This is a genomic window from Mesobacillus campisalis (assembly GCF_000986785.1).
Classification (GTDB): domain Bacteria; phylum Bacillota; class Bacilli; order Bacillales; family Cytobacillaceae; genus Mesobacillus_B; species Mesobacillus_B campisalis.
Window position 1 is genome coordinate 1 of sequence record NZ_LAYY01000015.1, and the last position, 24,066, is coordinate 24,066.

Sequence of the window (24,066 nt, forward strand, 5' to 3'; positions counted from 1 at the left end):
ATGGGCACTGAGAGCACCCGTCAGTGCCCAAAATCCCTGGCCGCTCCTAAAAATGGGCACTGAGAACTCCTGTCAGCACCCAAATTCACTGGCGCCTCCTGAAAATGGGCACTGAGAACTCCTGTCAGCAACCAAAATCCCTGACCCCTCCTAAAAATGGGCACTGAGAACTCCTGTCAGCACCCAAAATCCCTGGCCGCCCCTGAAAATGGGCACTGAGAGCACCCGTCAGTGCCCAAAATCCCTGGCCCCTCCTGAAAATGGGCACTGAGAACATCTGTCAGCACCCAAAATCCCTGGCCGCTCCTAAAAACGGGCACTGAGACCCACGTCAGCCCCCTCTCCCCACCAAAAAACAAGCTTGCATTACGCCTCTCTCTACCCAAACTCACTATCTCTATGAAGCCTGCCACCAAACTTAATGTCTCACATACAGCTCCGGGTCCACTCCGGCAAGCAGCGGCACATCTCCATCCCCAAACAGATGCAGTTCATGCATGGCCCTTGTACATGCTGTATAAAATAGCTTGCGTTCGCCTTCATCTCGATAGGAAGAAGCATTGTAAATGATGACGGCATCGAATTCGATTCCTTTTGCCAGATAGGCGGGAATGATGCTGATGCCCTTTTCATAGGCGATCGTCCCTTTTTCAATCAGCCGGGCCTGAATTTCGCTCCCAATTTCTTCATAGGCTTGCCGGCTTTCATTTGAAGTCCGGCAGATGATCGCAATCGTTTTATGCCCATCAGCCTTCAATCTTTTCAAGGACTTCTGTACCGCATCCGCCAGTTTCCCGCTTTCACCAACCAGCGTAAACCTCGGCTTGCTGCCATTCCGGTTGAACGGCTGGATTTTGTATCCTTCTTCAATCAGCTGTGAGGTGAATTCGACAATCTGCCTGGTCGACCGGTAAGTGCGCGACAAGGTGATCACTTCTTTTTCCTCAATGCCCAGAGCATCTTCCGCCAGGACGGTTTCAGAACCCGTCGGCCCCGAATAGACGGCCTGGTTCATATCCCCAAGCAGCGTCATTTTGCTGTAAGGAAAAAGCTGGCGGATGAACGCGAACTGAAACGGGGTATAATCCTGGGCCTCATCAATGAACACATGGCGGATGCCAGTGTTGGACTTGCGCCCCTCAACAAGGTCCTGCAGATACAAAAATGGCGTTGCATCCTCATAGAGGATATGGCCTTTCCTCAGTTCCTCGAGCGTCAGTGCTTTGATGCCTTCCCAGTTCCCTGGTAGGTCAACCGAATGCTCCCCTACAAAAAGCTGGCTGTACAAGGCTTTCCTGTCAATGAATCTTAGCCTCTTAACACCATTGAACACCGATTTGAATTTTTGCGTAACCAGCACTCGCGAAAGAAATTTCTGTTCCCGCTCAAAATCATCAAACGTTTCTTCGTTGAACCGCTTTTTATCCTGAAGATACTTATAGGCATCAAGGAATTCCTCTTTGTCCAAAAACTGGATTTCCTCCTCCACCCACTCTGCCTTTTCTTCAAGGCGCGCTCTCTTTTTCAATTCTTTTAAAAGATGTTCTTTCAGCAGCTGAATGCGATTTGGAATTGGCAATGCAGGATCCAGGGAATAAAAATAGTCATAAAGCTCTTCCTTGCTGAACAGGATGTTTTTCCGGAAAGTCACATTTTTAAAAATAAGTCCGCCAGAGGATAAACGGGCTGCATAGTTGTCAATCAGCTTTTTAAATTGAAGTCCGGATTTAAAGCGAATGCTCTCGAGCCTGGCATCATAATGGCTGTCATTGCTCCCCGACAGCAAATACTCCATTTGGCTGAAGACGTCTTCAAGCTCAAAGTCCCTGCCCAGGCGGGACAGCAGATACTCCTGGAAAGTGGCCTGCTGCATGTTCTCTTCGCCAAGCTCAGGGAGAACGGTGGATACATAGCTGTTGAACATCGGGTTCGGGGAAAACAGCATAATGTTTTCCGACTTGATGATGTTCCGGTAGCGATAAAGCAAGTAAGCGACCCTTTGCATTGCAGCCGATGTTTTGCCGCTTCCGGCGACGCCCTTAACGATCAGAAGATTGCTTTTTTCATTGCGGATGATTTGATTCTGTTCTTTTTGAATCGTGGCGACAATGCTTTTCATCTGCGTATCAGCATTGTTGCCGAGGACCTCCTGCAGCATTTCATCACCAATCGTCACACCTGTATCAAACATCGCCTTGATTTCTGCTTCGCGGATGACAAATTGCCGTTTCAGTTCAATCTGGCCGGTCACTTTTTCCAGGCTTGTTTCGTACTGCGCTGGACCTGGCGGATAATCGTAGTAAAGGCTGGAAATTGGCGCCCGCCAGTCATAGATCAGGAAGTCCTCATCGTTTTCATCAAGAAAAGAGGCGATGCCGATATAAATGGATTGCGCTGCTTCTTCACCCTCTTCGTGAAAATCGATGCGTCCAAAATAGGGAGAGTGCTCCAGCCTTTCGAGAGTTTTCAGCTGTTTGTCGAGAGTATTCTGGCTGCGCTCACGCTCCGAAAGAAGCTCTGCCTGCTGCTTGATGCTTGTATACGTTTCAGCGAGATCATCCGGTTCATCCACGTTCACTGTGACGTCTTCCCAGAAGGTCCGGCGAATTTCGAGAGCTTCCGACTCGATTTTTCCAGCATGCTTTTCTAGGGTGTTCTTTTTCCTGCCAATCAGTTCCGCAATCCATTTGACCCGGCTTTGTTCTTCCTGCAGCTCGTTCTGTTTCTGTGCACTCATTATGACCACTCCTTAAGAGACAGCACTATTACGTAAATTCAATGTATTGTAAAAGTATTTCTTTGTTCTAGTTTAGTATGGACTATAAGGGCACATGCACAATCAGAAGCGAAGGCCCACACAAAAAACGCGGAAGCTTGTTCCGCGCTTTTTAAATGTGCCTTACCTGGTCAATGCATGCTCCACTTTGATGCAGCGGTCCATAATGACCGTATAGCCTTTCTCCTTGAGATATTGGTAGGCTTCTTCGTTCTCAAGGCCTAGCTGCGCCCAAAAAACATCAGCATCAATTTCGGCGAACTCCTTCGCTACCCCTGGCAGGTATTCTGAGCGGCGGAACACATTGACAATATCGATATGTCCCTTAATTTCCTTCAGGGAGGATACCGCTTTTACGCCAAGAATTTCATCTGCGGTCGGATTGACAGGAATGATTTCATAGCCGGCATCCTGCATCGCCTTTGACACCATGTAGGAGGTTCGCTCCGGGTTATCGCTTAATCCGACAACAGCGATTCGCTTTGATTTTTTCAAAATCTCTCCAATTTCTGAACGGCTTGGATACTGCATTTCCATTGTTCACCTTCACTCCCTTTATTTTCTTCTCCTTAATATTAACCCATGATAACAAAGAAATGTACCAAAGTGCTGTTTGCCCCGCTTTTTATGGCGATGGGCCTATCATGGTTTTACCCTGTTTTAGCTCTCCCATTCATGCAAATGGTTCCAGTCCAAGGAGGCTTCTGCCAGCAGTTCCCCGCTTCCCTGCGGTATTAGAACGTAGTCAGCCGAAGCAGTTTCTGAATCCAGTAGACAATATATTTTGCAGCTGTCAGCTTGTCCTCGTTTTCATTATATGAGAGCGTAAATTCTCCATCCTCGTTGGTCCAGATTCGCTTAAAATAGAAATCCACTTCCTGCATGGATTCGGCATCCGAGGGGCCCCAAACCTTCAAATTCGTTTCCAGGTTCAGGTCATCGAGGTTTCTTCGTGTAAAATTGGCTGAACCGCCAATCACCATTCTTTCTTCCCCCCTGTCGAAATAGATGATTTTTGAATGGTACTGTTCTTCCCCCGTGTTGTACCACTTTACCTCAATATTATCATTGCCCATCCTGACAAGTTCCGCAGCAACTGGTACATTCGGAAGCCCGCTTTTTTTATTCCCGAAAGCATTTTTGTTCGGATCAAGAATGATGCGTACCTCGGCCCCCCGCTCGGCAGCCTTGCCAATGGCATCGATCACCTTCCTGTCGGCGAGGTAGAACATCCCGATCCACACCTTGTCACCTGGCTGTGAATCATTCAGCTCGCCAACGACATGCTGGTGGATTTTCCCTTCTGTCAGGGCCTGAACATTCATGGAGCCTCTATCTGCTTTTTTCTCCATTTCAGGGAACTTGCTCCCGCCCGAAAAGTCAGCAACAGCCTGCTCCGTCTCGAGCAGGTCGGCAATAACGTTTCCGTCTGTTTCAAGAGCAATATTGGAATGGAAGCCGCTTTCGTCGTGGGGATTTGCCGAAGCAACAATCGCTGTCTGATCAGTTACAAGGACTTTGCGGTGATTCGCTTTGACATTGAGGAGCTCCAAATAAGATCTCAGTGTTACATCCGGGGCTGTCGATGCCATCGGGTTCGGCAGCCACCCCTCCCCTGCTTGGCCAAACCATTGCAAAAACACCCGCCACACTCCGGAGTATAACGGATTGGAATCCCTAAGCGGCTCAAGGTTGGTGAAAATGACCTCTATACCATGATCCCGCATCTCCTGAAGATGCCCAGTCGCATGGGATCCATATGTAAGGTTGACCGGGTCGGTAATCACATGGATCTGGACATCTTTTTCTTCCTTCATGTCAATCAGGGTCTCGGTCAGGGTTTCCGTTATTTTCGGATAGTTTTTATCTTCATTTACATAGTTATTGAACAAGAACATATCGAGGACAATAAATTCCTCGGCTTCTTCGACCGCTTCCAATACCCGCTGAAAAATCTGCTGCTCTTTCCTAACGTTCCCATCACTGTCCTTATAGGTCAAATCATACAAAAAGCGCACATGGTCCGTTTGATAGACTCCTCCCTCGTAGGACAGTCCTTCCGGAAGGCTTTTGGTTGTATGATAAACAATGGTCCCGCCGACAATGAGAAGGAGAATCAACGGGATTAGTACTTTATAACTTTTCATCTTCGTCAGCAATGTCTTCATGGAATGGCTCCTCTGTCTAATTTCTATACTTATAGACCAAGTCAGCAACCGTTAAACTTTTCAAAAATTCTAATCCCTGATTCGACATTGCTTTTTCATTCAATCCAGCCACAGATATGACAGGCAGCAAAATTCAACATGGAGTTTTCACCATTACATGGTACAATATCGTTATAATTCATAAAGGAGAAATATTCATGGCAGTAACTGGACTTATACTTTTATTGGCTTATTTGCTAGGTTCAATCCCCTCAGGCCTGATCATCGGCAAGCTGTTTTACAATACGGATATCCGCGAGCATGGAAGCGGGAACCTTGGAGGCACCAACACTTTCCGGACACTTGGCGTCAAGGCAGGCATTGCTGTCACCCTTGCTGATATCCTGAAAGGAACGCTCGCAGCCAGCCTTCCGTTGTTCTTTGGCTCCGGCACCCATATGCTTCTGGCGGGTGTTTTTGCCGTCATTGGCCACATGTATCCGATTTTCGCCGGTTTCCGGGGCGGCAAGGCCGTAGCGACTTCAGGCGGGATTTTGCTCGCATACGCCCCATTGATGTTTGTATTAATGCTTGCTTTTTTCCTTATTAGCCTATATACCACAAAGTATGTATCGTTATCCTCCATCCTTACGGCAATTGCGACATTGACTTATGCACTGTTCACAAGAGATCCGGCTTTGATTGCTGTGGTCGCCGTGCTGGCCACCTTTGTCGTATACCGCCACCGGGCGAACATCAAGAGGATCAGGGACAAGACGGAACCTAAAATAAAATGGATGTCACAGAAGAAATAACAGCAAAAAAAAGAGAGGCCAGCGCCTCTCTTTTGTTTCGATTATACTCTTAATAAGTGGAACCGCCCTGACTGAAAAACATCTTTAACATAATCAAGTTTGGTTTGGTCAAAATATACCAGATCATCCTTGTGGATCAAGATGGATATTTCATCAAATACAAAGGTGTGGTCGGCTTCAAGAGGCTGCTCTTCCAGAGACAGCTGGAGCTTGGGCCCTCCTCAGCCGATGCCCATGGTCAGCCTGACATACAGCTTTTCACTTTCGTTTTGCTCGCGCCTTAGCGCTTCCTGCAAAGCTTGATAAGCGCTTTCTGTTATGTTAAACATAAAGCCACCTCCTGCTGTTTGGTCAACAAAAAAATGGGTTGGATTTGCCATTTGTGAATTATTTATGAACGTTTCGCCATTTTACCGCAAATTTCTACCTTCATATTATATTATCCATAGAGAATTAAAAATAAATCTGCTCAGGCACGAAAGGAAGACCGTTTCATGAAGATTAACAGGCTGATGCCTTTATTGACTATCATTGTTCTGATGCTTTTAGGAGCAGGATTTTTCGTTTATCAGCAGCAAACGGAAGTGGAAAAAGCAGCAAAGCCAATGGTGTTGTCCTCTCATAATGAACGAAGCTGCAGTGTGGAAGGCAAGACGTTCAAACAAAAACTGACAATCGCCGCGATTGGGGACATTTTGATTCACGACCGGGTTTATGAAGATGCCCGAACAGCAGAGGGATTTGATTTTAAACCTATGCTCGCCGCTGTCAAAGACGAGCTGGAGAAGCCGGACCTGCTGCTCGCGAACCAGGAAACCATCCTCGGCGGCGTTGAAATGGGATTATCCAGCTACCCTTCCTTCAACAGCCCGCACGAAGTGGGTGACGCCCTGATTGATGCGGGAGTGGACATCGTTTCGACTGCAAACAACCATACGCTAGACAGAGGCGAGAAAGGCGCCCAAAATTCAATCAGCTACCTAACGGCGGCAGGGCTGCCCTATGTAGGATCGTTCAAGGATGAGGAAGATAAAAAAAGACTGAGGATTCTCGATAAAAACGGAATCTCCATTGCTTACCTATCTTACACATACGGAACTAACGGCATTCCCGTGCCGGAAGGAAAAGATTATCTTGTCAATCTTATTGATAAAGCCGCCATGGAGGAAGAAGTGCACCGGGCAAAGAAGGAAGCGGATGTGGTGGTGATGAGCATTCATTGGGGAAATGAATACCAGCGCCATCCCGATGAAATCCAGAAAGAGCTGGCACAGTTCCTCGTCAATGAAGGAGTGGACGTCGTTTTTGGCCATCATCCCCACGTGCTTCAGCCGATGGAATGGCTTACGGCTGAAGATGGAAGCAAATCGCTCGTCGTCTACTCGCTCGGGAACTTCCTGTCCGGGCAAGTGTGGGATTACAAGGACATTGGCGGTATGGCTTCGGTTGAAGTCATCAAAACCGTTACCCCCCGCGGAACATCCGTTGAACTCGCTAATCCGGCCTTTTACCCTACCTTTGTTGCAAGCAATGGACAGCGAAATTACCGCGTAGTGCCCCTGAAGGACGCAGGAAGCCACGGACTCAAAGACGCAGGGGCCAAATACACCGAAATTGCGGAACATATGAAGATCGAGGACTAGACAAAAGATAACTCCCAAGGCGGGAGTTATCTTTTGTTTTATGCATACGATAAGAAGAGTCCAGCAGATTGTTCGACATCAGCGTTCATCAACTTTATAATAATCCTATACAGCATCACGGAAGGAGATCGGTCATGGAGATAAAAATCAGCGATCAGGCAGCAGAATGGTATGTGGAGGAAATGGACATCAAGGAAGGTAGCTTTGTCCGCTTCTTTGCAAGATATGGAGGATGCAGCACCGTCCAGAAAGGCTTCTCCCTGGGAATCTCACTCGAAGAGCCGGAAGCTGGAATTGGAGCCGAAATCAAAAAGAATGGCATTACCTATTATATCCTTGAAAAGGATTTATGGTATTTTGACGGCCATGACCTTCAAGTCGAATTCAATCAAAACGCCGGAGAACCGGAATACTTATATAATTAACATGTAAAAACAGCCCTTGGGCTGTTTTTATTTTCATTCAGTGTAGTTCAAGGCTATCCCCGACGCTCACTTTTCCTGTTTTCACTACGGAAGCATAAACTCCAAAGCTGCCTTCGTTGTTTCTCACAATCGATTTTAATACATTGAGGTCTTTTGGGAGGTCCCCCTGGGCCAGGGTGGTCATGACACACCGCTTTGTCTCCTGGGAAACCTTTAGCTGGACTTGTCCAATCGTCAACGTCTTCCCTACCCATTCATTTTCCATAAAATTTTCTCTATCCGGAACTTCAATGATAAGATTTGGCCTGAACCTCCGCGGCTCAATTCTGCTTTCCGGCGCCAGCCTCCTCAAATAGTTGATCGTAGAAGTTGTGATGATATGAACCATACCAATATCATAAAACGTACCTTCCGGGGAAGTCCTTGTAAAAATCGACCCTTTGTTATCCAGTTCCTCTATCTCTCTGGGAATATACCCTTCAAATTGAACATCCATCCGTGAAGGAGTAGACAAATGGACGGTTCGATTTAAGCTTTTTGAAAGAATTGCATCTTTTTCTTCGTCTGTGCTCATCATCGATCTGCCGTCCGGAAAGGTGATTCTCACCGGAGGAATGGCGGCATCCTTTTGCGGAGGCACAGTAAAATTCGCACGATACTGAAACATGTTCGGCCATTTGTGCGGATTTTTAGCATTCGCAAGTTTTCCAGTGTCATTATCAATAACTCCGTAGGCCCTGTCTCCCAACAAGCCCTTTTCGGTCATTTCGCATGCATTTAATTCTTCCCCCATCATCGATTTGACAGGATATCTCCAAATTGATGCAACCTTAAGGGATCCCATATCAATCACCCTTCCTTCATTTTTAAGTACTTCTGCACTCAATTATTAATGTAATGATTTAATTGTTTCATCTATACCATTAACCTGTGCATAAAACCCTTTTAGCCAGCTTAATATAGGGGTATAAGAGATGTACATCTTAGACTATTCGGAGGTCTTCATGAGGACATTAAAACAGATAAACGCCGTTTACGAGAAAATCATGGATTCGGACCTGTCTGATCGTGTAAAATCTCTTAAATTACAGAAGCTTTTAAATGAAATGATACGTACTTACAACATTCCTGCGAACATGAGTGACCAAAATGCAACCGATGATGTTACCGCCTTGTACCGGAAAATTTCTGAAAGCATTCCCCGTTAGGTTTATTGGCAAATTTCAGGAACACCCCCTCTTGATTGAGGCATTATAGTTCCAATTCTATAAAACTGTTCACAAATCCTTCCGAAACCAAACAACCCGTTCCAAAAAGAAGAGCAACGCAAGTTTAGCGTTGCTCTTCTTTTCGTTTATCAAATAGGTTTTTTCATTATTAATCGTGAATGGTTCTTCTGGATTTCGCTTGTTCTATGTCAAAGTTTTCTTCAATCCTTATGAGTGTATCATTTAATTCGTCATCAGCTTCCTGTGCTATAATTTTCAGCCTGTCTATGATTCTCTCCGTTGCCTGCAGATTGACACCATTTTCTTGTTTTGCTTCCTCAATATGGGATTTCACGCTGTCCACTTCGCTTAGAATTTTTGTCATTAAATCATATAGTTCTCTGTTCATGGCTGCATCTCCTTAACGAATCGCGATTTTCAGTTCCTGCTTTTCCTTTCTAAAAGATTTATTTCCCTTTTTATCTTAATGGGAAACGGATTTGTCAAAGAGCAGCCACTCAACTGTGGGATATTCATTTGCTGCAGGAAAGCCCACTTGATATAGAAAACTTCGGTAACAACAGTTTATCTTTTTTGCCAATTCTTTAGACCAGTCATCTTTCTTATTTGAACCGGGAAAATGGCAATACTATGTTGACGCAATTTCACACGGCTGGCTTCTCCTTTTTTACGTTAATAACCCCTGTTGGCGCAAATTTCCCCTCTCGACCTCTTTCTTTTACTCCAATAAACACTATTGGCTTGATTTACCGCAGCTGGCCCCTTTTTCACATAAAAAAGACTGCCAGTCCATCAGCATTACCCTGAATTCCTGTACAGCCTTTGTTTTTATTCGTTTATCCTAATACGGGTCGGCTTCGTGACTTTTGTTCACGGCATCTTTTGTTGCCTCGTTAGCCGCTGAATTGCTGAGTCCGCCCTGATATTTCGATTTTCCTGCTTCGCGGCCCGGAACCTTGTTTTCCGCCGCTTTTTCTTTCATTTCCTTCATTTTCATTTCGATGCCTTCCTTCACACGGCGGCCATATTCTTCGTCGGCTTGAGTGAAATGTTCAATCATCGCATCCTGAATTTTCTTGTTGCAGACAGCAAGTGCCTCGGACAGGTTTTTGATCAATTCATCGCGCTCCCAGTCCTCAAAGCTGCGGTAAGTATGGCCTGCCTGGCCGTAATTGTTCGGCCTGTCAATCGGTGCGCTCATTACCGCGGCATTATAGGATGGCTGATGCGGCGGATGATTTTCCTTGCTCGCTTCCTCAAATCCGCCGAGCATCGATGGCTCATAGTTGATATGCGGATTGTCCCCGGACTCTTGCGGGTCGCGGATATCCATCTGGCCGCGCTGCTGGTTTGTGCGGACATGCGCTTTAGGTGCGTTCACAGGCAGCTTAAGATAGTTCGCACCTACCCGGTAACGCTGTGTATCCGAATAGGAGAACGTACGGCCCTGCAGCATTTTATCATCAGAGAAATCCATGCCATCGACCAGAACGCCCGTACCGAAGGCGGCTTGTTCAATCTCCGCATGATAGTCGACCGGATTTCGGTCAAGGACCATACGCCCTACCGGCAGCCATGGGAACTTGTCTTCCGGCCAAAGTTTTGTATCATCGAGCGGGTCGAAATCAAGTTCCGGATGATAGTCATCCTCCATGATTTGCACATAAAGCTCCCATTCCGGATAATCCCCGCGCTCAATCGCTTCATATAGATCCTGTGTCGCATGGCCGACGTTCTTTGCTTGAATCTCGTTAGCCTCTTCCTGCGTCAGGTTGCGGATCCCTTGCTTTGGCTCCCAGTGATACTTCACCAGTACAGCCTCTCCTTTGTCATTCACCCATTTATACGTGTTGACGCCGGATCCTTGCATATGACGGTAAGTTGCTGGAATTCCCCATGGAGAAAACAGAAAAGTGATCATATGTGTCGCTTCAGGCGAGCGGGAAACGAAGTCAAACATCCGCTCTGGATTCGGAACATTCGATGCCGGATCCGCTTTAAAAGCATGAATCATATCAGGAAACTTCATCGCATCGCGAATAAAGAAGATTTTCAGGTTGTTTCCAACCAAATCCCAGTTTCCATCTTCCGTATACATCTTAACAGCAAAACCACGCGGGTCACGTGCCGTTTCCGGCGAATCCTTTGCCCCCGCTACTGTAGAGAAACGTACCATGAGTGGTGTTTTCTTGCCAGCACCCGAAAATACTTTTGCACGGGTATACTTCTCGACCGGCTCATCGCCCACTTTTCCATATGTCTCAAAGTAACCAAAAGCTCCGGTGCCTCGCGCGTGAACCACACGCTCAGGAATCTCTTCCCGGTCAAAATGGGAGATTTTTTCAATGAAATGGTAATTCTCAAGCGTCGCTGGGCCGCGGTTGCCGACCGTACGGATGTTTTGGTTGTCCCTCACCGGATGGCCCTGGCGGTTTGTCAATGTCTCCCGTTTCTCGTCCTGACCCTTTGACCCTTTATTGTTTTCATTTTCTGCCAAAATGCAAACCTCCTCAATTTTATTTTCCCTTATCTTTCCTTTAATTGGAAAAAATATGTAGAAATAAGGGCCTTCAGAAAAAAACCTCAATTTACACTACATTGAAATCTTTAACTTGATAGGATGCTTACAATTATTAGTGGAAATTCAATATGTACCTTACCATTCATGCCTAAATCTTCCACACTTTCATTCTTTTACCACAACTCTTCTATTTTTAAACGGTAAATTTTAAATAATGCCAGCTTATTCAAAAGTCCAGAGAACACAAAAACGAGGGCCAATTGCTCTAGGCGCCTCGTTTTTGTGAACTTCCTCTTAGTTTTTAAGCAAAACGTCCTGATAGTCCTGATTCCGTTCGAACTGCTTTTGAGCAAATGTGCACTCAGGAATGATCTTCTTTTGCTTGTCACGGGCAAACTGTACGACTTCCTTCACCAGCTTTTCTCCTACACCTTGCCCCCGAAGTTCCTCGGAGACAAAAGTATGGTCGACAATCAAGTTGCCATCCTCTGATTCTGCATAATGGATTTCAGCTGTTGGATTGGTCTCGTCATCGCCAATATAAAAACTGCTTGTTCCTTGTTGGATCTCTTTAGCCACTTCTATCCCTCCTCATTGTTTAAAAGATGAAAAGATGCCCTCTGGAAGGCATCTTGTTGTGTTATACTACCTCGAGCTGAACGTCAATATTCCCTCTTGTGGCCTTGGAATATGGGCAGAATTCATGGGCTTTATGAACCAGTTCTTCCAATTGGCTTTTCTCGATGCCTTCGCCTTTCACCTGCAGCAGCACTCCAAGCTTGAAACCATCATCTTTTTCATCCTTCAACAAACTCACATTCGCCGTCACCTCGGAAGTGAACTCAACCCTAGCTTTTTTCGCCATCAATTGCAAGGCTCCATCAAAGCATGCCGCATAGCCTGCTGCAAACAGCTGCTCAGGATTGGTGGCCTCCGGCTTTTCCTTTGCCCTGGGGGTATTTGGCATGGCGAGCTCCATGTTGATGACTCCGTTGGAAGACTCCACCCGGCCTTCCCTTCCCCCAACTGCGGAAACAGAAGACGTAAACAGTTTTTCACTCATCGCTAAAACTCCTCTCGATTTTTGCTTCACCATTTACCTATTCCCTTGTACGGAGGAAATAATCCTGGCCTAGGAAAATGAAACGCAATTTAATGCTAGTACTCGCATTATTCGGTAATCTTCATTTCACATATAGCTGCGAACATTTAACCAAACAATTATCACAAGCACAAACAATAAAAAAGGTGCGTTAATCGCTGATTAACGCACCGCTTCGCAGCAGACAAGCGAAAATATCATTAATGGGGATCGGTATCTACCAAATCAGATGTTCCTTGCCTTCTTTCCTTAAAATTTCGTCCCGTCTTTCCCCGAAGAGATCATAATGAGGCAAGTCGGCCTTGCGCCAGTCTATCCACTCTGCCTTCAGCCCATGCTTTTCTCCCCAGGCGGCGAGTTTCTCCATATTGCTGCAGCCTACCTTTGTGACGGTTTTGCATCCGGGAAAGCGGTCGTCGAGCCAATAATGGGTGAGAAACGCGATTTCGCCGCGGGCTACCTCCGCTTTCCAGCGACGGAGCTCCTCCCTGTTGATTCCAAACGCCATTCCTTTTAGCCTTCCTGGCCTGCCGGCTGCTTCATGGCATTCAGGTACGCTTCATGCCAGTCAGGATAGACCCGCTTGATGGAAATGGGACGGAAGGATTCTTTTTTCACACACACATGGCGGGATGTACCCGTCAATGCCAGCTCCCCTGAACCATTCAGCACTTCATACCCATATGTGACCCTCAAGCCGTCATACTCCTCGATCCATGTCTTGATAACAGCCTGCTGGCCATAGCGGACAGGCTGTTTGTACGACGCCTGGATATCAATCACTGGGGAAATGATTCCTTCCTTCTCCATCTCGGCATAATTAAAGCCCAGATCCTGAATCAGGCTGGTGCGGCCCAGCTCCATCCAAATTAAATAATTGGCATGGTACACCACGCCCATCTGGTCGGTTTCCGCATACCTGACTTCGATTTCCTTGGTTGAAATAAGCATCTAAAATTCCCCTTTTCCCATTTTATCAAGCGCTCTTCTCAAATCCTCTTCTTGGAGGCACAGAGTTTCCTCGGTAAATTCCTCCACAAACGGGCTGTCCATCAGCCTGAAGGCCTGCGCCTGCACCGCTTCATCAATCACATTGGTCGCAAAGCGGCCGTTTCCGGCAACCCCTTCTGCCGAAATAGTCTCCAGGATAAAACTCCTTGCCTGTTCCGATAATTTATATTGATAGCTGCCTGCATAGTTTTCCATGATTTCCAACAGCTCGGCAGCTGTATAGTCTGGAAAATGGAAAAACTTCTTGAACCTTGAGCGCAGACCTGGATTGCTTTCGAGCAGCTCATTCATCTGATCAGGATAACCCGCGAGTATGACGACCAGGTTCTCATTATGCCTGGTCATTTCATCAACAAGCGTATCGATTACTTCTTTGCCAAAATCGCCATTTCCCTGGCTAAGCAGGGAATAGGCTTCATCAATGAACAATACGCCGCCAAGCGCTTCGCGTATCTTTTTCTTTGTTTTAATCGCTGTCTGGCCGACATATCCGGCGACAAAATCGGCCCGGCTGCCGACAATCAGGTGGCCTCGCTTCAATATACCGCAGTCTTTTAAAAGCTGGGCATAAATCTTGGCGACTGTCGTTTTGCCTGTGCCGGGATTACCGGTAAACACCGAATGCAGCTGAATCGGCACAGCCTGCAGCCCCTTGTCGCGGCGCAGCTGCTGCATCCGCACAAACGAAATCAGCGACTGTACTTCCTCTTTGACCACATTAAGGCCGATCAGCTGGCTGAGCTGTTCGCGTGCATCCTCCTTGTCGCCATCTGGTTCAAGAGCAAAATCGTCTCTTTCAAGTAGCGAGTATGTGAAAACATCCATTTCTTCGCCCACTTTGGCTCCCTTGGTAAAAATGGCGTCCTGGATTATGTTGATGACGCTTCTCGCATTGCCGAACGTATCATCGACTCTTTCCCGTTCAATCCGGTTCATAAGTTCTGTCTTTGCCCCTTCGGAAAGAACATAATCATTGTCTGCCGCTGACTGTTCGCCAATCTGCATTAGTTCTTCATTGTCATAGTCGGGGAGGTGAATCAGATTGGACTGCGGAAAACGGCTTCTAAGTCCGGGGTTTGCATCAAGAAATTGCCGCATTTCTTCCGGGTAGCCTGCAAGGATGACCGCAAACCTTCCCCCATATTCCTGCCCCGTCATCAGAGAGACCAGCGTATCAATCGCCGTTTGGCCATAGTCATTCCCTGTTTGGCCTTCCCGTTTCAAGCTGTAGGCTTCGTCGATGAACAATACTCCGCCTAAGGCTTTTTCAACCATCTTGCGGACATTTTCCTCCGTTTGGCCAACATAGGCACCGACCAGCTGGGAGCGGTCGGCCTCAATCACTTCTGCCCTTGGCAGTACGCCAAGCTTAAAATAAATCTTCGCGAGAAGCCGGGCAATCGTTGTTTTGCCTGTACCCGGATTACCTGTCAGCACCATATTTAAGCTAAGACTGTCCTTCGTCTGAAACCCGAGTTCCCTCCGCTTTTTCTGGTATTTCAGGAAGCTGTAGAAGGAGCTGACCCTCTCCTTGACTGACTTTAGGCCAATCAGACTGTTCAGCTCCTCCAGCGGATCTTCTTCCGCTTGCTCCTTCGTCCCCTCAAATTGACTCGCCCAAGCCGCCTTCCACTCTTCAAGCGTTTTGATCCTGTTTTTCAATTCATCATAATGAACGGAAGTATGGAAGACTCCGCTGATGGATTGTTCATACCCTTCGGCCGCCTTCAGCAGCAGGGCGCTCTCTTCGATGCTCTCTTGCAGTATTCTCTTTAACTCCAGATAGCGTGCATCCTGGCCGTTCCTTTTGGCAGCTGTCTCCAGCTCGTCCAGATGTGTTTCCGCCTGGTCCAAAAATTGCCGGCAGATTTGAATGATTTGCTCAGCGGTCTTTCGCTTGGCCGCCCGGTTGTCGGTTTCCCTTAAGGGAGGAAAAGTGGCCGCCTCAAACAAACTTTCCATCCCTTTCCATTGGTGGGCCGAAAGGTAACCGCGCGCAATCCTGTTGGCCGGGTTCAGCTCGAGAGCCTTTTCCATCCAATTGAGCACAAGGGCGTCATGGCCGCCGCGGTTCGCCCGCGACTTGCCGGCCATGGCCAGAAGATCGCCTTTAGCCTCAGCATCTGAGTGATCATCCAGTGTTTTTATATAGCTTAAAAGAGCCCCCTCATCGGCAATCGCTCCCGTTTCCCGAAGCTCCTGTTCCCAAAGGGACTGCCTCTTTTCCAGTTCTGTCCTGCTTCTCTGCTGTTCCATTTCATCACTTCTTTAATTAGGATTCAGAACGTATCTTACCATATTTTATAGGAAACAGGAAAAGACCTGCCTTTTGCGGCAGGCCTTTCATCTCTTCCTTTACTGTTTGCGTGCGTGTGCAGCTTCGTCCCTTATTTCTGAACGATATGCTTCTATACTGTGGCGGCGCCTTTCATTCTTCGCTTCAATCTGGGCGCGGTCTTCTGCCGAAGAAAATTCCATTGCCTCCTCGGCATCCTCCATATTTTCAATCGTATGGTGAATCATCGACTGCAATTTTTCGACGTTATCGCTGCGGTCATCCGGCTTTGGTGTGTTTTTACTAGCCATCTTGTCAACCCCCTTTGATTTATCGTATTTAGTTTGTGGAGCAGCGGCCCATTTTATTGAAGGAAAAGAGTGACATGTTTTCGTGCCGTTGGAATATATGCACATAATATTATTATGTAAACTTTAGTGTCAGACTTAAACCCGCCAATTTTAAGGGCGGGTTCGAGATGGTTGTTCTATTCGCCTTTTGTCTGGATTACCTGGGCATGTTCGCCAGAGGTGTCCTGCATCTTTTTCCCTTTATTTCCTCCGAAGCCTCTTGGCTGTGTGCCTAGATGGCTCGGGACATAATGTTTGCTGTCGCGTTTTGGATTACCCATTGCTTTCCCCTCCTCTACCTACAGTTTTTCCTGTAAGGAGGGGAATCATTTATGGAAAAAGAATGCTTTTATTCTGCTTTGCTAAGGCGCTTTTGCTCAAGTCTTGCTTCAAGCTTCTCCATTGCATCTCTGTCATTCATGATGGCGAGTTTATTTTCTAAAACGAGTTCTTCAAAAGAACGTTTTCTTGGTTTTCTCATTGTTTTCACCTTCCTTTGTTACTATTGTAACAGTCATTATGCCCATAAGCGGTTGCAATTATTACAACTTTTTGAAAATTTAATGCATTATTTATTTACCCACTATATATAATCCTAAGCGATGTTTTCTGTGACAAAAAAAGACATCAGGTGGCCTCCTGATGCCTTGTTCTATGGCTCCATGAACTCTTCCATCTGCTCGAGAGTCATCATGCCAATATGCTTTTTCTGCATTTTGCCATCTTCATCGATCAAAAAGGTAGTCGGGATGGAGATAATGCCATAATTGCTGTTGACTGTACCATTTTTGTCGAGAAGGATCGGAAAAGTTAATTCATACTCGTTCACAAATCCGGTCACATCGTTTTCAGGATCGATTGCGATGGCAAGAATTTCAAAGCTGCTGCCGGCTTTTTCATACAGCTGCTGCATCGCCGGCATTTCCGCCTTGCATGGCGGGCACCATGTCGCCCAGAAATTAAGCATCACTTTCTTGCCCTTATAGTCCTCCAGCTTCACTTCTTTTCCTTCCATATTGAGAAGGCTGAAGGTAGGTGCCGGCTTTCCGGTTTCAGCTGCATGGACAACCGGGCTGCCGGAGGTCTCCGGCTGGCTGCCCTTGTCCATCGCTGCAAACAGGGCAAACATAAGGACGACAACGACCATAGAGATTGCTAACGGTTTTTTCACCATAAAAAACTCCTTTAAGATTACATTCCTACAGGTATTTTATCCTAAAAGATGAGAAAAAATAAGGTGCGGAACAGCCAATAAACGGTGATAAATGTGACAATACAGTAAACAAACGCCCTTCCAAGCAAAGGCGCTTCCCAGGAATGCTTCTTATGCATCCGAAGAAAGTACAGCCCACCCGCCAGGATACCAGCAGCATACTCCCTCCAGCTTCCGGATAAGTAAAGGGCTCCGAGTGGATTGGTAGTCCACAGCTCTGGCCTGAAGAGCAAAATGCTGATCTTATAGCCGATGACCGCAATCACAATCGAATTCATTAATGAGTCAAGAAAAGACTCCCGAAAGTCCTCTTCCTGTTTGAAAATCATTTTTAGCATTAAATATGTTAATATTCCTGCCCCTAAAACAAATATCCAAGTGTACTTGATAATCAGCGGACCCAGCTGGAAAGCATCCATGTAATGCACCTCCTTAAATCACTCTTAAGCAATTATATAGTATTGGTTCATTAGCTATGGCAGAAACAAGGTTGTATTCGGACTCGACCACTGCCTTTTCCTCCCGGTGAGTCCGAATCAGCCCTCCATTCGGACTTAATTTCGGACTATGATTCCTGACTAGTCCGATTCATCCCTCCTAAATCAAGCCTCACTTCTATTACTTTGGTTATGAAGCTCCTTCCTTCAAGGATTTCTCCACAAGGGACAGAAAATGCTTTCCTGGAGCCGAAATAAAATGCTGCTCCAGCCATATGACGCCTAAAGAGGAAGTCATGCTGGCGTCCGGAATTTGGCTGACGTGCAGCCCGAGCTGCGAATGCAGTTCCAATACGGATTGCGGGACGATGGTGGCCCCGATTCCTGCCGAGACCATATCCATCAGTACTTTCATGTCGGAGCATTCGCCGATGACCGACGGCTGGTATCCCTGCTTTGAAAAAGCATCGACAATGATATTGTAGCTCCCGAGGCCCTCTGTACTTGGAAGGATCAAGGGAACTGAGCTCATTTCCTCCATGGTCATCCCACCGGCCGCTGTCTTGCTGACAAAGACAAATCGCTCATTGAACAGGTTTTGGTAGACCAGGCCCTGATGCTCAAGGGGAAGGCGGACAAAGGCCAGCTCGATTTCCCTGTTTTTCACCAGCTCGGACAGGTGGACGGAATCGTTCTGGACAATTTTGATCATGACTTGCGGATACTGGGTGTTAAAAGCCTTAATCCATTCCGAGAAACCGGGCACGGACAAGGTATTGACGCCTATTGAAAGCTTACCCCTTCTCCCTTCCGCTGTTTCTGTTACTTCATTCTTTACTTCTTCAAGTGAGTTGACGAGATGGAGGGCATGTTTGTAAAGCACATTTCCCTTGTCCGTCAAACTCAGGGACTTACCATGCCTTTCGACAAGCTTGACACCGAGTTCCTCCTCCAGCTGTTTCAACTGCATGCTGAGGGGCGGCTGTGACATATGCAGCCTGCTGGCGGCAGCGGTGATATTTTTTTCTTCGGCAATCGCAATAAAATAGCGCAGCTGTTTGAAATCCATTCCGCATTCCTTCCTATATAAAAAAAGTATGATTTTCATATAAATTATATATTTTTCGTATAACGCTGTCTATGATACGATAATTTCATTCGTTTTCATATGGATATCTATTTTGGAAGGTGATTTTTTTGGAAAACTTTTTTAAATTAAAGCAATACAACACCACCTTGGGCAAGGAAGTTTCTGCCGGTCTTATCAGCTATATAACTGTGGTGTATATCATTATCGTTAATGCGACCATCCTCGCGGCAGCAGGCATCCCGATGGAAGCAGGCATTATCGCGACCATCCTGACCAGCTTTTTCGGCTGCCTGATTATGGGTCTCTGGGCCAACACGCCTATCCTGCTTATTCCTGGCATGGGCTTGAACGCCATGTTTACGTATACGATTGTCCAGTCTGGCGGATTCACATGGCAGGAAGCACTTGCAATGGTGTTCGCGGCCGGAATGATTTTTATCATCATTGCATTTACCCCATTGGCCAAGACGATCACAGCTTCGATTCCGGACTCGCTAAAAGAAGCCATCACGGTCGGAATTGGCATCCTGCTGATTTTAATCGGTTTCGACAACAGCGGCATCATTACAAGCTCGGAGCATACACTGCTCGAAATCGGCGACCTGAGCAGTCCTGCTGCCTTGATTACCTTTGCGGGGCTAGTGATTACGCTGATTCTATTTCTTAAAAACGTTCCCGGAAACCTGCTCTTGAGCATTCTCATTACCTCGGTACTGGCGATTGTGTTCGGCGGAACTGGCACCCAGGGACTCGTTATGGAAGCACCAGCCTTCAAAGAATATTTTTCCGTGTTCGGGCAGCTTTCCTGGGCACAGGCGGGTAACTTCATTTTCTGGCTGACCACTCTGTCGCTGGCCATGGTGCTTGTGTTTGAAAACATCGGCCTTATTCATGGCCACAGCAGGCAGATCCAGCGGCCGGAAAGCGCGCCGAAATCCTTGCAGGCTACAGCGGTTTCCGTTCTGTCTTCCGGAGTATTCGGAACAAGTCCGACTGTCGCTTCGGTTGAAAGTGCTGCAGGGATTACAGCGGGAGGACGAACAGGTCTTACAAGCATCGTGACTGGCCTCCTCTTTCTAGGCTCGCTTGTGCTGATTCCATTTATCAAAATGGTCCCGGCAAGTGCCGTCTCTCCTGTTTTGATTTTGATTGGTGTGCTGATGCTGCAAAATATCGTGAATATTCCGCTTCATGATTTGTCCGAAAGCTTCCCGGCGCTCCTGATCATTGTCTTGATTCCGCTGACCTACAGCATTGCTGATGGGATGGCGATTGGCTTCATCCTCTATCCGCTGCTCAAGATGCTAATGGGCAAGGGACGGGAAATCCACCCGGCTCTATATGCGATCGCAATTCTGTTCATCAGCAACTTTGTACTTCAATATGCATTATAATGCAACAAAGCCCCGGCATTTGTGCCCGGGGCTTTGTTTTTTATTTATTGAACTGGTTCATTCGGCTTTTTCAATCACAAGGCACTGGGCGAAGGAACTGACCCCTGGCCTTGAACCTGCAAACTTGTCAAACAAATCAAATTGGGCAGACTGCGCCTGACTGACGGTCGACATTCCCCTCATCATAAGTGTCCTCGACAGCTCCTCCATCGGGCTCAGCTTGAAACTCAGGTCATTGGCATAATAGAGACTCTCCCCTGCCTTCGGAAAGTAAGAGGTTATGTTCTCGTTTGAAATCAGGTGATATTGAATCTCCCCGGTCGCGGACATTCCGCCAATGACGGCCTCCATTTCTGCTTCCTGGCCGGACTCCTGCCACTTTTGCTGGATGCTTAAGGCGATGTCCTTCAAGTCGGCCCCATCACTGGACATTTGCGCAGCAATCTTCCATCCCAGTTCGCCGAATTCCGCCGGCCCTTCAAAAATATAGAAGGATTGGTCGGGAGTGATCTCGCGAAAATAGCTGCCTTCCTGTACCTCATTGTCTTCCATGCCAACTTGATAAGCGTCCATGACAATTGAAATGAAGTCTTCCCTGGCGACAATCGAGAATAGATACATGGCTCCCCCTCCTAAAAAATATCCCTGCTTTAACCTTACACTTTTTGGGAGCGTTTTCAATATATTTCATGTTAAAAAATGTGTTAATTTTATGACTATTTCCAAACAGAGCCAAAAACCCCTATGCCTAAACATAGGGGTTAAATGGATGATTATGCTTTCAGCTTGTCGCGCAGAACCATTTGCAGGATGCCGCCGTGACGGTAGTAGTCGATTTCCACTTCGGAGTCGAAACGGACAACCACTTCGAAAGTCGTCACATTGCCATCTTCGTCAGTCGCAGTCACCTTTACAAGGTCCCGCGGACGGACATTTTCGTCAACCTGTACGGAGAAGGTTTCCTTACCGGACAATCCAAGGCTTTCAGCGCTGTCGCCAGCCTGGAACTGAAGCGGAAGTACGCCCATCAGCACAAGGTTTGAACGGTGGATACGCTCAAAGCTTTCGGCAAGTACTGTCTTGATCCCAAGAAGGTTGGTTCCTTTTGCTGCCCAGTCACGGGAAGAACCCATGCCGTAGTCTTTGCCGGCAAGAACCATCAGGCCAGTGCCATCTTCCTTATACTGCATGCATGCATCATAGATGGAAGTGACTTCGCCAGTTGGCCAGTAAGTCGTAAAGCCGCCTTCTGTTCCAGGAGCGATCTGGTTCTTGATGCGGATGTTCGCGAACGTACCGCGCATCATGACTTCATGGTTGCCTCGGCGGGAACCGTAGGAGTTGAAGTCGCGTGGCTCAACGCCTTTCGAACGCAGGTATTTTCCGGCAGGCGTATCCTTGCCGATCGCACCAGCAGGAGAAATATGGTCCGTTGTAACAGAGTCGCCGAACTTGCCGACAACACGGAGGCCAGCCAATGGCTCAACTGTGCCTGGTTCAGGGCTTAACCCTTCAAAGAATGGCGGGTTCGCAATGTAAGTCGAATCTTCATCAAATGTATAAAGAGGCTCATTGCTGGTTTGGATTTCGTTCCAGCGCTCGTTATCGCTGAAGACATGCTCGTATTCGCTGCGGAACAGCTCAGGTGTTACCACCTTGTGTACAACATCGTTTACTTCTGCAGTAGATGGCCAGATATCCTTGAAGAATACGTCATTGCCATCCTTGTCTTTTCCGATAGGGTCGTTTTGCAGGTCGATATCAACTGTTCCAGCAAGCGCGTAAGCAACAACCAGCGGCGGAGATGCCAGGTAGTTCGCTTTTACAAGCGGATGGATACGTCCTTCAAAGTTACGGTTACCGGAAAGAACAGATGTTACAAGGAGATCAGCTTCAGCAACGGATTTTTCAATCTCTGGGCGAAGCGGACCGGAGTTCCCAATACATGTTGTACAGCCGTAGCCTACAAGGTTGAAGCCAAGAGACTCCATGTATGGCAGCAAGCCTGAATCACGAAGGTAGCCTGTAACAACCTTGGATCCTGGTGCCAAAGAAGTTTTCACAAACTTTGGAACTTCCATGCCAAGTTCAACCGCTTTTTTCGCCACCAAACCGGCACCGACAAGAACGTACGGGTTGGAAGTGTTCGTACAGCTTGTGATTGCAGCGATCGCAATGGAGCCAGTCTTCATGACAGTCTGGTCGCCATTTGCAAACTCAACAACTGCTTCTTTTTCGATTTCTTTTTTATCAAGACCGAAGCCCTGGTTTCCGGCAGGTGCTGTCAGCGCATCATTGAAGCTCTTCTTCATTTCGGAAAGAGGAATCAAATCCTGCGGACGCTTAGGGCCGGAAAGGTTGGCTTCAATTGTGGAAAGGTCGATTTCAACCACATTTGTATAAACTGGCTCAAGGCTTGGATCGAAGAACAATCCATTTTCCTTGCAGTATGCTTCTACCAGCTGAATCTGCTCTTCTGTACGTCCAGTCAGGCGCATGTAATCAAGTGCTTCACTGTCAACCGGGAAGAAACCGCAAGTTGCGCCATATTCCGGAGCCATGTTGGCAACAGTCGCACGGTCTGCAAGCGGAAGTTTGACAACTCCCGGCCCGAAGAACTCGACAAATTTTCCGACAACGCCCTGGCTGCGGAGAACCTGTGTTACTTTCAGCGCAAGATCTGTGGCAGTGGTGCCGTTTGGCATTTCACCGACAAGCTTCACACCGACAACTTCAGGAACCGGGAAGTACGAAGGCTGGCCAAGCATTCCTGCCTCTGCCTCGATACCGCCGACACCCCATCCAAGTACACCAATACCGTTGATCATGGTGGTGTGGGAGTCTGTACCTACAAGTGAATCTGGGAAAGCTTCAAATTCGCCGTCTTCATTCTGTACAGAATGGACAACGCTTGCAAGATATTCAAGGTTTACCTGGTGAACGATCCCTGTTGCCGGCGGAACTGCACGGTAGTTGTCGAATGCTTTCTGTGCCCAGCTCAGGAACTGGTAACGCTCGGCATTCCGTTCAAATTCAAGGTCCATATTCGCCTGAAGCGCATCAGGAGTACCATACTTATCAACCTGTACAGAGTGGTCAATAACAAGGTCAACCGGCTTTTCAGGATTAATTTTATCAGGGTTGCCGCCAAGGTCGGCCATTGCCTTCCTCAGGGAAGCAAGGTCAACTACTGCCGGAACGCCTGTGAAATCCTGAAGGATAACACGTGAAGGCTTGAACGGCACATCAATTTCCTGTACTTCGCTCGTTCCCCATTTAGCCAGGTTTTCAACATGCTCTTTCGTGATGACACGGCCGTCATATTGGCGCAGGACGGATTCAAGCAATACCTTAATGGAATAAGGAAGCTTGGATACATTGCCCAGGCCTGCCTCTTCAAGTGCAGACAGACGGTAGTAATGATAGCGTTTCCCGCTGGATTCAAAAGAGCTGCGGGATTTAAATACATCCAAGTTCGTCTTTTGTTCAGTCATCTTGTTACCCCCTTCAATCGTACCTATCATAAACCAAATAAATGAAATTGTCGAAAAGTTTGAATTCTCATTCGTATGGTAACTTTTCTCACAATTCTAATCTTAATATAACCTTCTTGATAAGTAAATAACAAGATTGTTATT

At 47.1% G+C, this 24,066-nt stretch carries 24 protein-coding genes; 5 read left to right on the plus strand and 19 right to left on the minus strand.

The features are described from left to right. Positions 1-418: 418 nt before the first annotated feature. The 3 genes from helD to WQ57_RS13950 form a co-directional block, all read right to left on the minus strand. Positions 419-2,737 (minus strand): RNA polymerase recycling motor HelD, encoded by a 2,319-nt coding sequence (gene helD / locus WQ57_RS13940; protein WP_046524398.1) that lies wholly within the window; start codon positions 2,735-2,737, stop codon positions 419-421. A 162-nt stretch (positions 2,738-2,899) separates the two neighbouring features. Then, on the minus strand, positions 2,900-3,313 hold the full coding sequence (locus WQ57_RS13945) for a CoA-binding protein (protein ID WP_046524399.1): 414 nt from the start codon (positions 3,311-3,313) through the stop codon (positions 2,900-2,902). Positions 3,314-3,510: 197 nt separating this feature from the next. Beyond that, positions 3,511-4,944 carry a phospholipase D family protein gene (locus WQ57_RS13950; RefSeq protein ID WP_046524400.1) on the minus strand — a complete coding sequence of 478 codons (1,434 nt, stop codon included), beginning with the start codon at positions 4,942-4,944 and terminating at the stop codon, positions 3,511-3,513. Positions 4,945-5,141: 197 nt separating this feature from the next. Between WQ57_RS13950 and plsY the strand changes: the two genes are divergently transcribed. The 3 genes from plsY to WQ57_RS13965 all read left to right on the plus strand — a co-directional run bounded on the left by plsY (position 5,142) and on the right by WQ57_RS13965 (position 7,806). Beyond that, the gene (gene plsY / locus WQ57_RS13955) at positions 5,142-5,738 is read left to right on the plus strand and encodes a glycerol-3-phosphate 1-O-acyltransferase PlsY (RefSeq protein WP_046524401.1); all 597 of its coding nucleotides are present in this window, start codon (positions 5,142-5,144) and stop codon (positions 5,736-5,738) included. A gap of 494 nt (positions 5,739-6,232) precedes the next feature. Then, positions 6,233-7,381 carry a CapA family protein gene (locus WQ57_RS13960; RefSeq protein ID WP_046524402.1) on the plus strand — a complete coding sequence of 383 codons (1,149 nt, stop codon included), beginning with the start codon at positions 6,233-6,235 and terminating at the stop codon, positions 7,379-7,381. A gap of 134 nt (positions 7,382-7,515) precedes the next feature. Next, a complete protein-coding gene (locus tag WQ57_RS13965; protein WP_046524403.1) occupies positions 7,516-7,806 on the plus strand; it encodes a HesB/YadR/YfhF family protein in 291 nt (96 codons plus the stop codon). Between the two features lie 37 nt (positions 7,807-7,843). Here WQ57_RS13965 and WQ57_RS13970 read toward each other — a convergent pair whose 3' ends face one another. Further along, entirely contained in the window at positions 7,844-8,650 is an 807-nt protein-coding gene (locus WQ57_RS13970) for an MOSC domain-containing protein (protein ID WP_046524404.1), read from the minus strand. A 160-nt stretch (positions 8,651-8,810) separates the two neighbouring features. Between WQ57_RS13970 and WQ57_RS13975 the strand changes: the two genes are divergently transcribed. Further along, positions 8,811-9,014 (plus strand): hypothetical protein, encoded by a 204-nt coding sequence (locus tag WQ57_RS13975; protein WP_156183146.1) that lies wholly within the window; start codon positions 8,811-8,813, stop codon positions 9,012-9,014. Between the two features lie 169 nt (positions 9,015-9,183). Here WQ57_RS13975 and WQ57_RS13980 read toward each other — a convergent pair whose 3' ends face one another. The 13 genes from WQ57_RS13980 to WQ57_RS14040 form a co-directional block, all read right to left on the minus strand. After that, positions 9,184-9,423: a hypothetical protein gene (locus WQ57_RS13980; protein ID WP_046524406.1), complete on the minus strand. Its 240-nt coding sequence runs from the start codon at positions 9,421-9,423 to the stop codon at positions 9,184-9,186. Between the two features lie 453 nt (positions 9,424-9,876). Further along, positions 9,877-11,532 (minus strand): catalase, encoded by a 1,656-nt coding sequence (locus WQ57_RS13985; RefSeq protein WP_046524407.1) that lies wholly within the window; start codon positions 11,530-11,532, stop codon positions 9,877-9,879. Between the two features lie 318 nt (positions 11,533-11,850). Further along, positions 11,851-12,135 carry a GNAT family N-acetyltransferase gene (locus WQ57_RS13990; RefSeq protein WP_046524408.1) on the minus strand — a complete coding sequence of 95 codons (285 nt, stop codon included), beginning with the start codon at positions 12,133-12,135 and terminating at the stop codon, positions 11,851-11,853. A 61-nt stretch (positions 12,136-12,196) separates the two neighbouring features. Beyond that, complete coding sequence (locus WQ57_RS13995) at positions 12,197-12,619, minus strand: organic hydroperoxide resistance protein (RefSeq protein WP_046524409.1); 423 nt, start codon at positions 12,617-12,619, stop codon at positions 12,197-12,199. A gap of 256 nt (positions 12,620-12,875) precedes the next feature. After that, a complete protein-coding gene (locus tag WQ57_RS14000) occupies positions 12,876-13,166 on the minus strand; it encodes a hypothetical protein (protein ID WP_046524410.1) in 291 nt (96 codons plus the stop codon). Between the two features lie 5 nt (positions 13,167-13,171). Next, a complete protein-coding gene (locus tag WQ57_RS14005) occupies positions 13,172-13,609 on the minus strand; it encodes an acyl-CoA thioesterase (RefSeq protein ID WP_046524411.1) in 438 nt (145 codons plus the stop codon). Beyond that, positions 13,610-15,925 carry an AAA family ATPase gene (locus tag WQ57_RS14010; RefSeq protein ID WP_046524412.1) on the minus strand — a complete coding sequence of 772 codons (2,316 nt, stop codon included), beginning with the start codon at positions 15,923-15,925 and terminating at the stop codon, positions 13,610-13,612. A gap of 99 nt (positions 15,926-16,024) precedes the next feature. Then, a complete protein-coding gene (tlp, locus tag WQ57_RS14015; RefSeq protein WP_046524413.1) occupies positions 16,025-16,255 on the minus strand; it encodes a small acid-soluble spore protein Tlp in 231 nt (76 codons plus the stop codon). 176 nt (positions 16,256-16,431) lie between these two features. Next, positions 16,432-16,575 (minus strand): acid-soluble spore protein N, encoded by a 144-nt coding sequence (locus tag WQ57_RS14020; protein WP_046524414.1) that lies wholly within the window; start codon positions 16,573-16,575, stop codon positions 16,432-16,434. Positions 16,576-16,643: 68 nt separating this feature from the next. Continuing rightward, on the minus strand, positions 16,644-16,775 hold the full coding sequence (locus tag WQ57_RS14025; protein ID WP_046524415.1) for an FbpB family small basic protein: 132 nt from the start codon (positions 16,773-16,775) through the stop codon (positions 16,644-16,646). Between the two features lie 171 nt (positions 16,776-16,946). Further along, positions 16,947-17,468: a redoxin domain-containing protein gene (locus WQ57_RS14030; RefSeq protein ID WP_046524416.1), complete on the minus strand. Its 522-nt coding sequence runs from the start codon at positions 17,466-17,468 to the stop codon at positions 16,947-16,949. Positions 17,469-17,509: 41 nt separating this feature from the next. Beyond that, positions 17,510-17,926 carry a hypothetical protein gene (locus WQ57_RS14035; RefSeq protein WP_046524417.1) on the minus strand — a complete coding sequence of 139 codons (417 nt, stop codon included), beginning with the start codon at positions 17,924-17,926 and terminating at the stop codon, positions 17,510-17,512. Between the two features lie 208 nt (positions 17,927-18,134). Next, complete coding sequence (locus tag WQ57_RS14040) at positions 18,135-19,013, minus strand: LysR family transcriptional regulator (RefSeq protein WP_046524418.1); 879 nt, start codon at positions 19,011-19,013, stop codon at positions 18,135-18,137. 128 nt (positions 19,014-19,141) lie between these two features. Between WQ57_RS14040 and WQ57_RS14045 the strand changes: the two genes are divergently transcribed. Then, the gene (locus WQ57_RS14045; RefSeq protein WP_084820281.1) at positions 19,142-20,428 is read left to right on the plus strand and encodes an NCS2 family permease; all 1,287 of its coding nucleotides are present in this window, start codon (positions 19,142-19,144) and stop codon (positions 20,426-20,428) included. A gap of 57 nt (positions 20,429-20,485) precedes the next feature. Here the strand turns inward: WQ57_RS14045 and WQ57_RS14050 are convergent, their stop codons facing one another. Together WQ57_RS14050 and acnA are read right to left on the minus strand one after the other, a co-directional pair. Then, complete coding sequence (locus tag WQ57_RS14050; protein ID WP_046524420.1) at positions 20,486-21,049, minus strand: hypothetical protein; 564 nt, start codon at positions 21,047-21,049, stop codon at positions 20,486-20,488. Between the two features lie 152 nt (positions 21,050-21,201). Further along, the gene (acnA, locus tag WQ57_RS14055; protein ID WP_046524421.1) at positions 21,202-23,922 is read right to left on the minus strand and encodes an aconitate hydratase AcnA; all 2,721 of its coding nucleotides are present in this window, start codon (positions 23,920-23,922) and stop codon (positions 21,202-21,204) included. Positions 23,923-24,066: the final 144 nt, after the last annotated feature.

What these genes read in the sequence shown, in the direction of transcription:
- WQ57_RS14020 (WP_046524414.1), bottom strand. Translation starts at nt 16,575, where the DNA reads ATGGGTAATCCAAAACGCGACAGCAAACATTATGTCCCGAGCCATCTA.
- WQ57_RS14035 (WP_046524417.1), bottom strand. Translation starts at nt 17,926, where the DNA reads ATGGATGCTTTCCAGCTGGGTCCGCTGATTATCAAGTACACTTGGATA.
- WQ57_RS14010 (WP_046524412.1), bottom strand. Translation starts at nt 15,925, where the DNA reads ATGGAACAGCAGAGAAGCAGGACAGAACTGGAAAAGAGGCAGTCCCTT.
- WQ57_RS14050 (WP_046524420.1), bottom strand. Translation starts at nt 21,049, where the DNA reads ATGTATCTATTCTCGATTGTCGCCAGGGAAGACTTCATTTCAATTGTC.
- WQ57_RS13960 (WP_046524402.1), top strand. Translation starts at nt 6,233, where the DNA reads ATGAAGATTAACAGGCTGATGCCTTTATTGACTATCATTGTTCTGATG.
- WQ57_RS13980 (WP_046524406.1), bottom strand. Translation starts at nt 9,423, where the DNA reads ATGAACAGAGAACTATATGATTTAATGACAAAAATTCTAAGCGAAGTG.
- WQ57_RS14000 (WP_046524410.1), bottom strand. Translation starts at nt 13,166, where the DNA reads ATGGCGTTTGGAATCAACAGGGAGGAGCTCCGTCGCTGGAAAGCGGAG.
- helD (WP_046524398.1), bottom strand. Translation starts at nt 2,737, where the DNA reads ATGAGTGCACAGAAACAGAACGAGCTGCAGGAAGAACAAAGCCGGGTC.
- WQ57_RS13975 (WP_156183146.1), top strand. Translation starts at nt 8,811, where the DNA reads ATGAGGACATTAAAACAGATAAACGCCGTTTACGAGAAAATCATGGAT.
- WQ57_RS13995 (WP_046524409.1), bottom strand. Translation starts at nt 12,619, where the DNA reads ATGAGTGAAAAACTGTTTACGTCTTCTGTTTCCGCAGTTGGGGGAAGG.
- WQ57_RS13945 (WP_046524399.1), bottom strand. Translation starts at nt 3,313, where the DNA reads ATGGAAATGCAGTATCCAAGCCGTTCAGAAATTGGAGAGATTTTGAAA.
- WQ57_RS13965 (WP_046524403.1), top strand. Translation starts at nt 7,516, where the DNA reads ATGGAGATAAAAATCAGCGATCAGGCAGCAGAATGGTATGTGGAGGAA.
- WQ57_RS14025 (WP_046524415.1), bottom strand. Translation starts at nt 16,775, where the DNA reads ATGAGAAAACCAAGAAAACGTTCTTTTGAAGAACTCGTTTTAGAAAAT.
- WQ57_RS13950 (WP_046524400.1), bottom strand. Translation starts at nt 4,944, where the DNA reads ATGAAGACATTGCTGACGAAGATGAAAAGTTATAAAGTACTAATCCCG.
- WQ57_RS14040 (WP_046524418.1), bottom strand. Translation starts at nt 19,013, where the DNA reads ATGGATTTCAAACAGCTGCGCTATTTTATTGCGATTGCCGAAGAAAAA.
- plsY (WP_046524401.1), top strand. Translation starts at nt 5,142, where the DNA reads ATGGCAGTAACTGGACTTATACTTTTATTGGCTTATTTGCTAGGTTCA.
- tlp (WP_046524413.1), bottom strand. Translation starts at nt 16,255, where the DNA reads ATGGCTAGTAAAAACACACCAAAGCCGGATGACCGCAGCGATAACGTC.
- WQ57_RS14030 (WP_046524416.1), bottom strand. Translation starts at nt 17,468, where the DNA reads ATGGTGAAAAAACCGTTAGCAATCTCTATGGTCGTTGTCGTCCTTATG.
- acnA (WP_046524421.1), bottom strand. Translation starts at nt 23,922, where the DNA reads ATGACTGAACAAAAGACGAACTTGGATGTATTTAAATCCCGCAGCTCT.
- WQ57_RS14005 (WP_046524411.1), bottom strand. Translation starts at nt 13,609, where the DNA reads ATGCTTATTTCAACCAAGGAAATCGAAGTCAGGTATGCGGAAACCGAC.
- WQ57_RS13970 (WP_046524404.1), bottom strand. Translation starts at nt 8,650, where the DNA reads ATGGGATCCCTTAAGGTTGCATCAATTTGGAGATATCCTGTCAAATCG.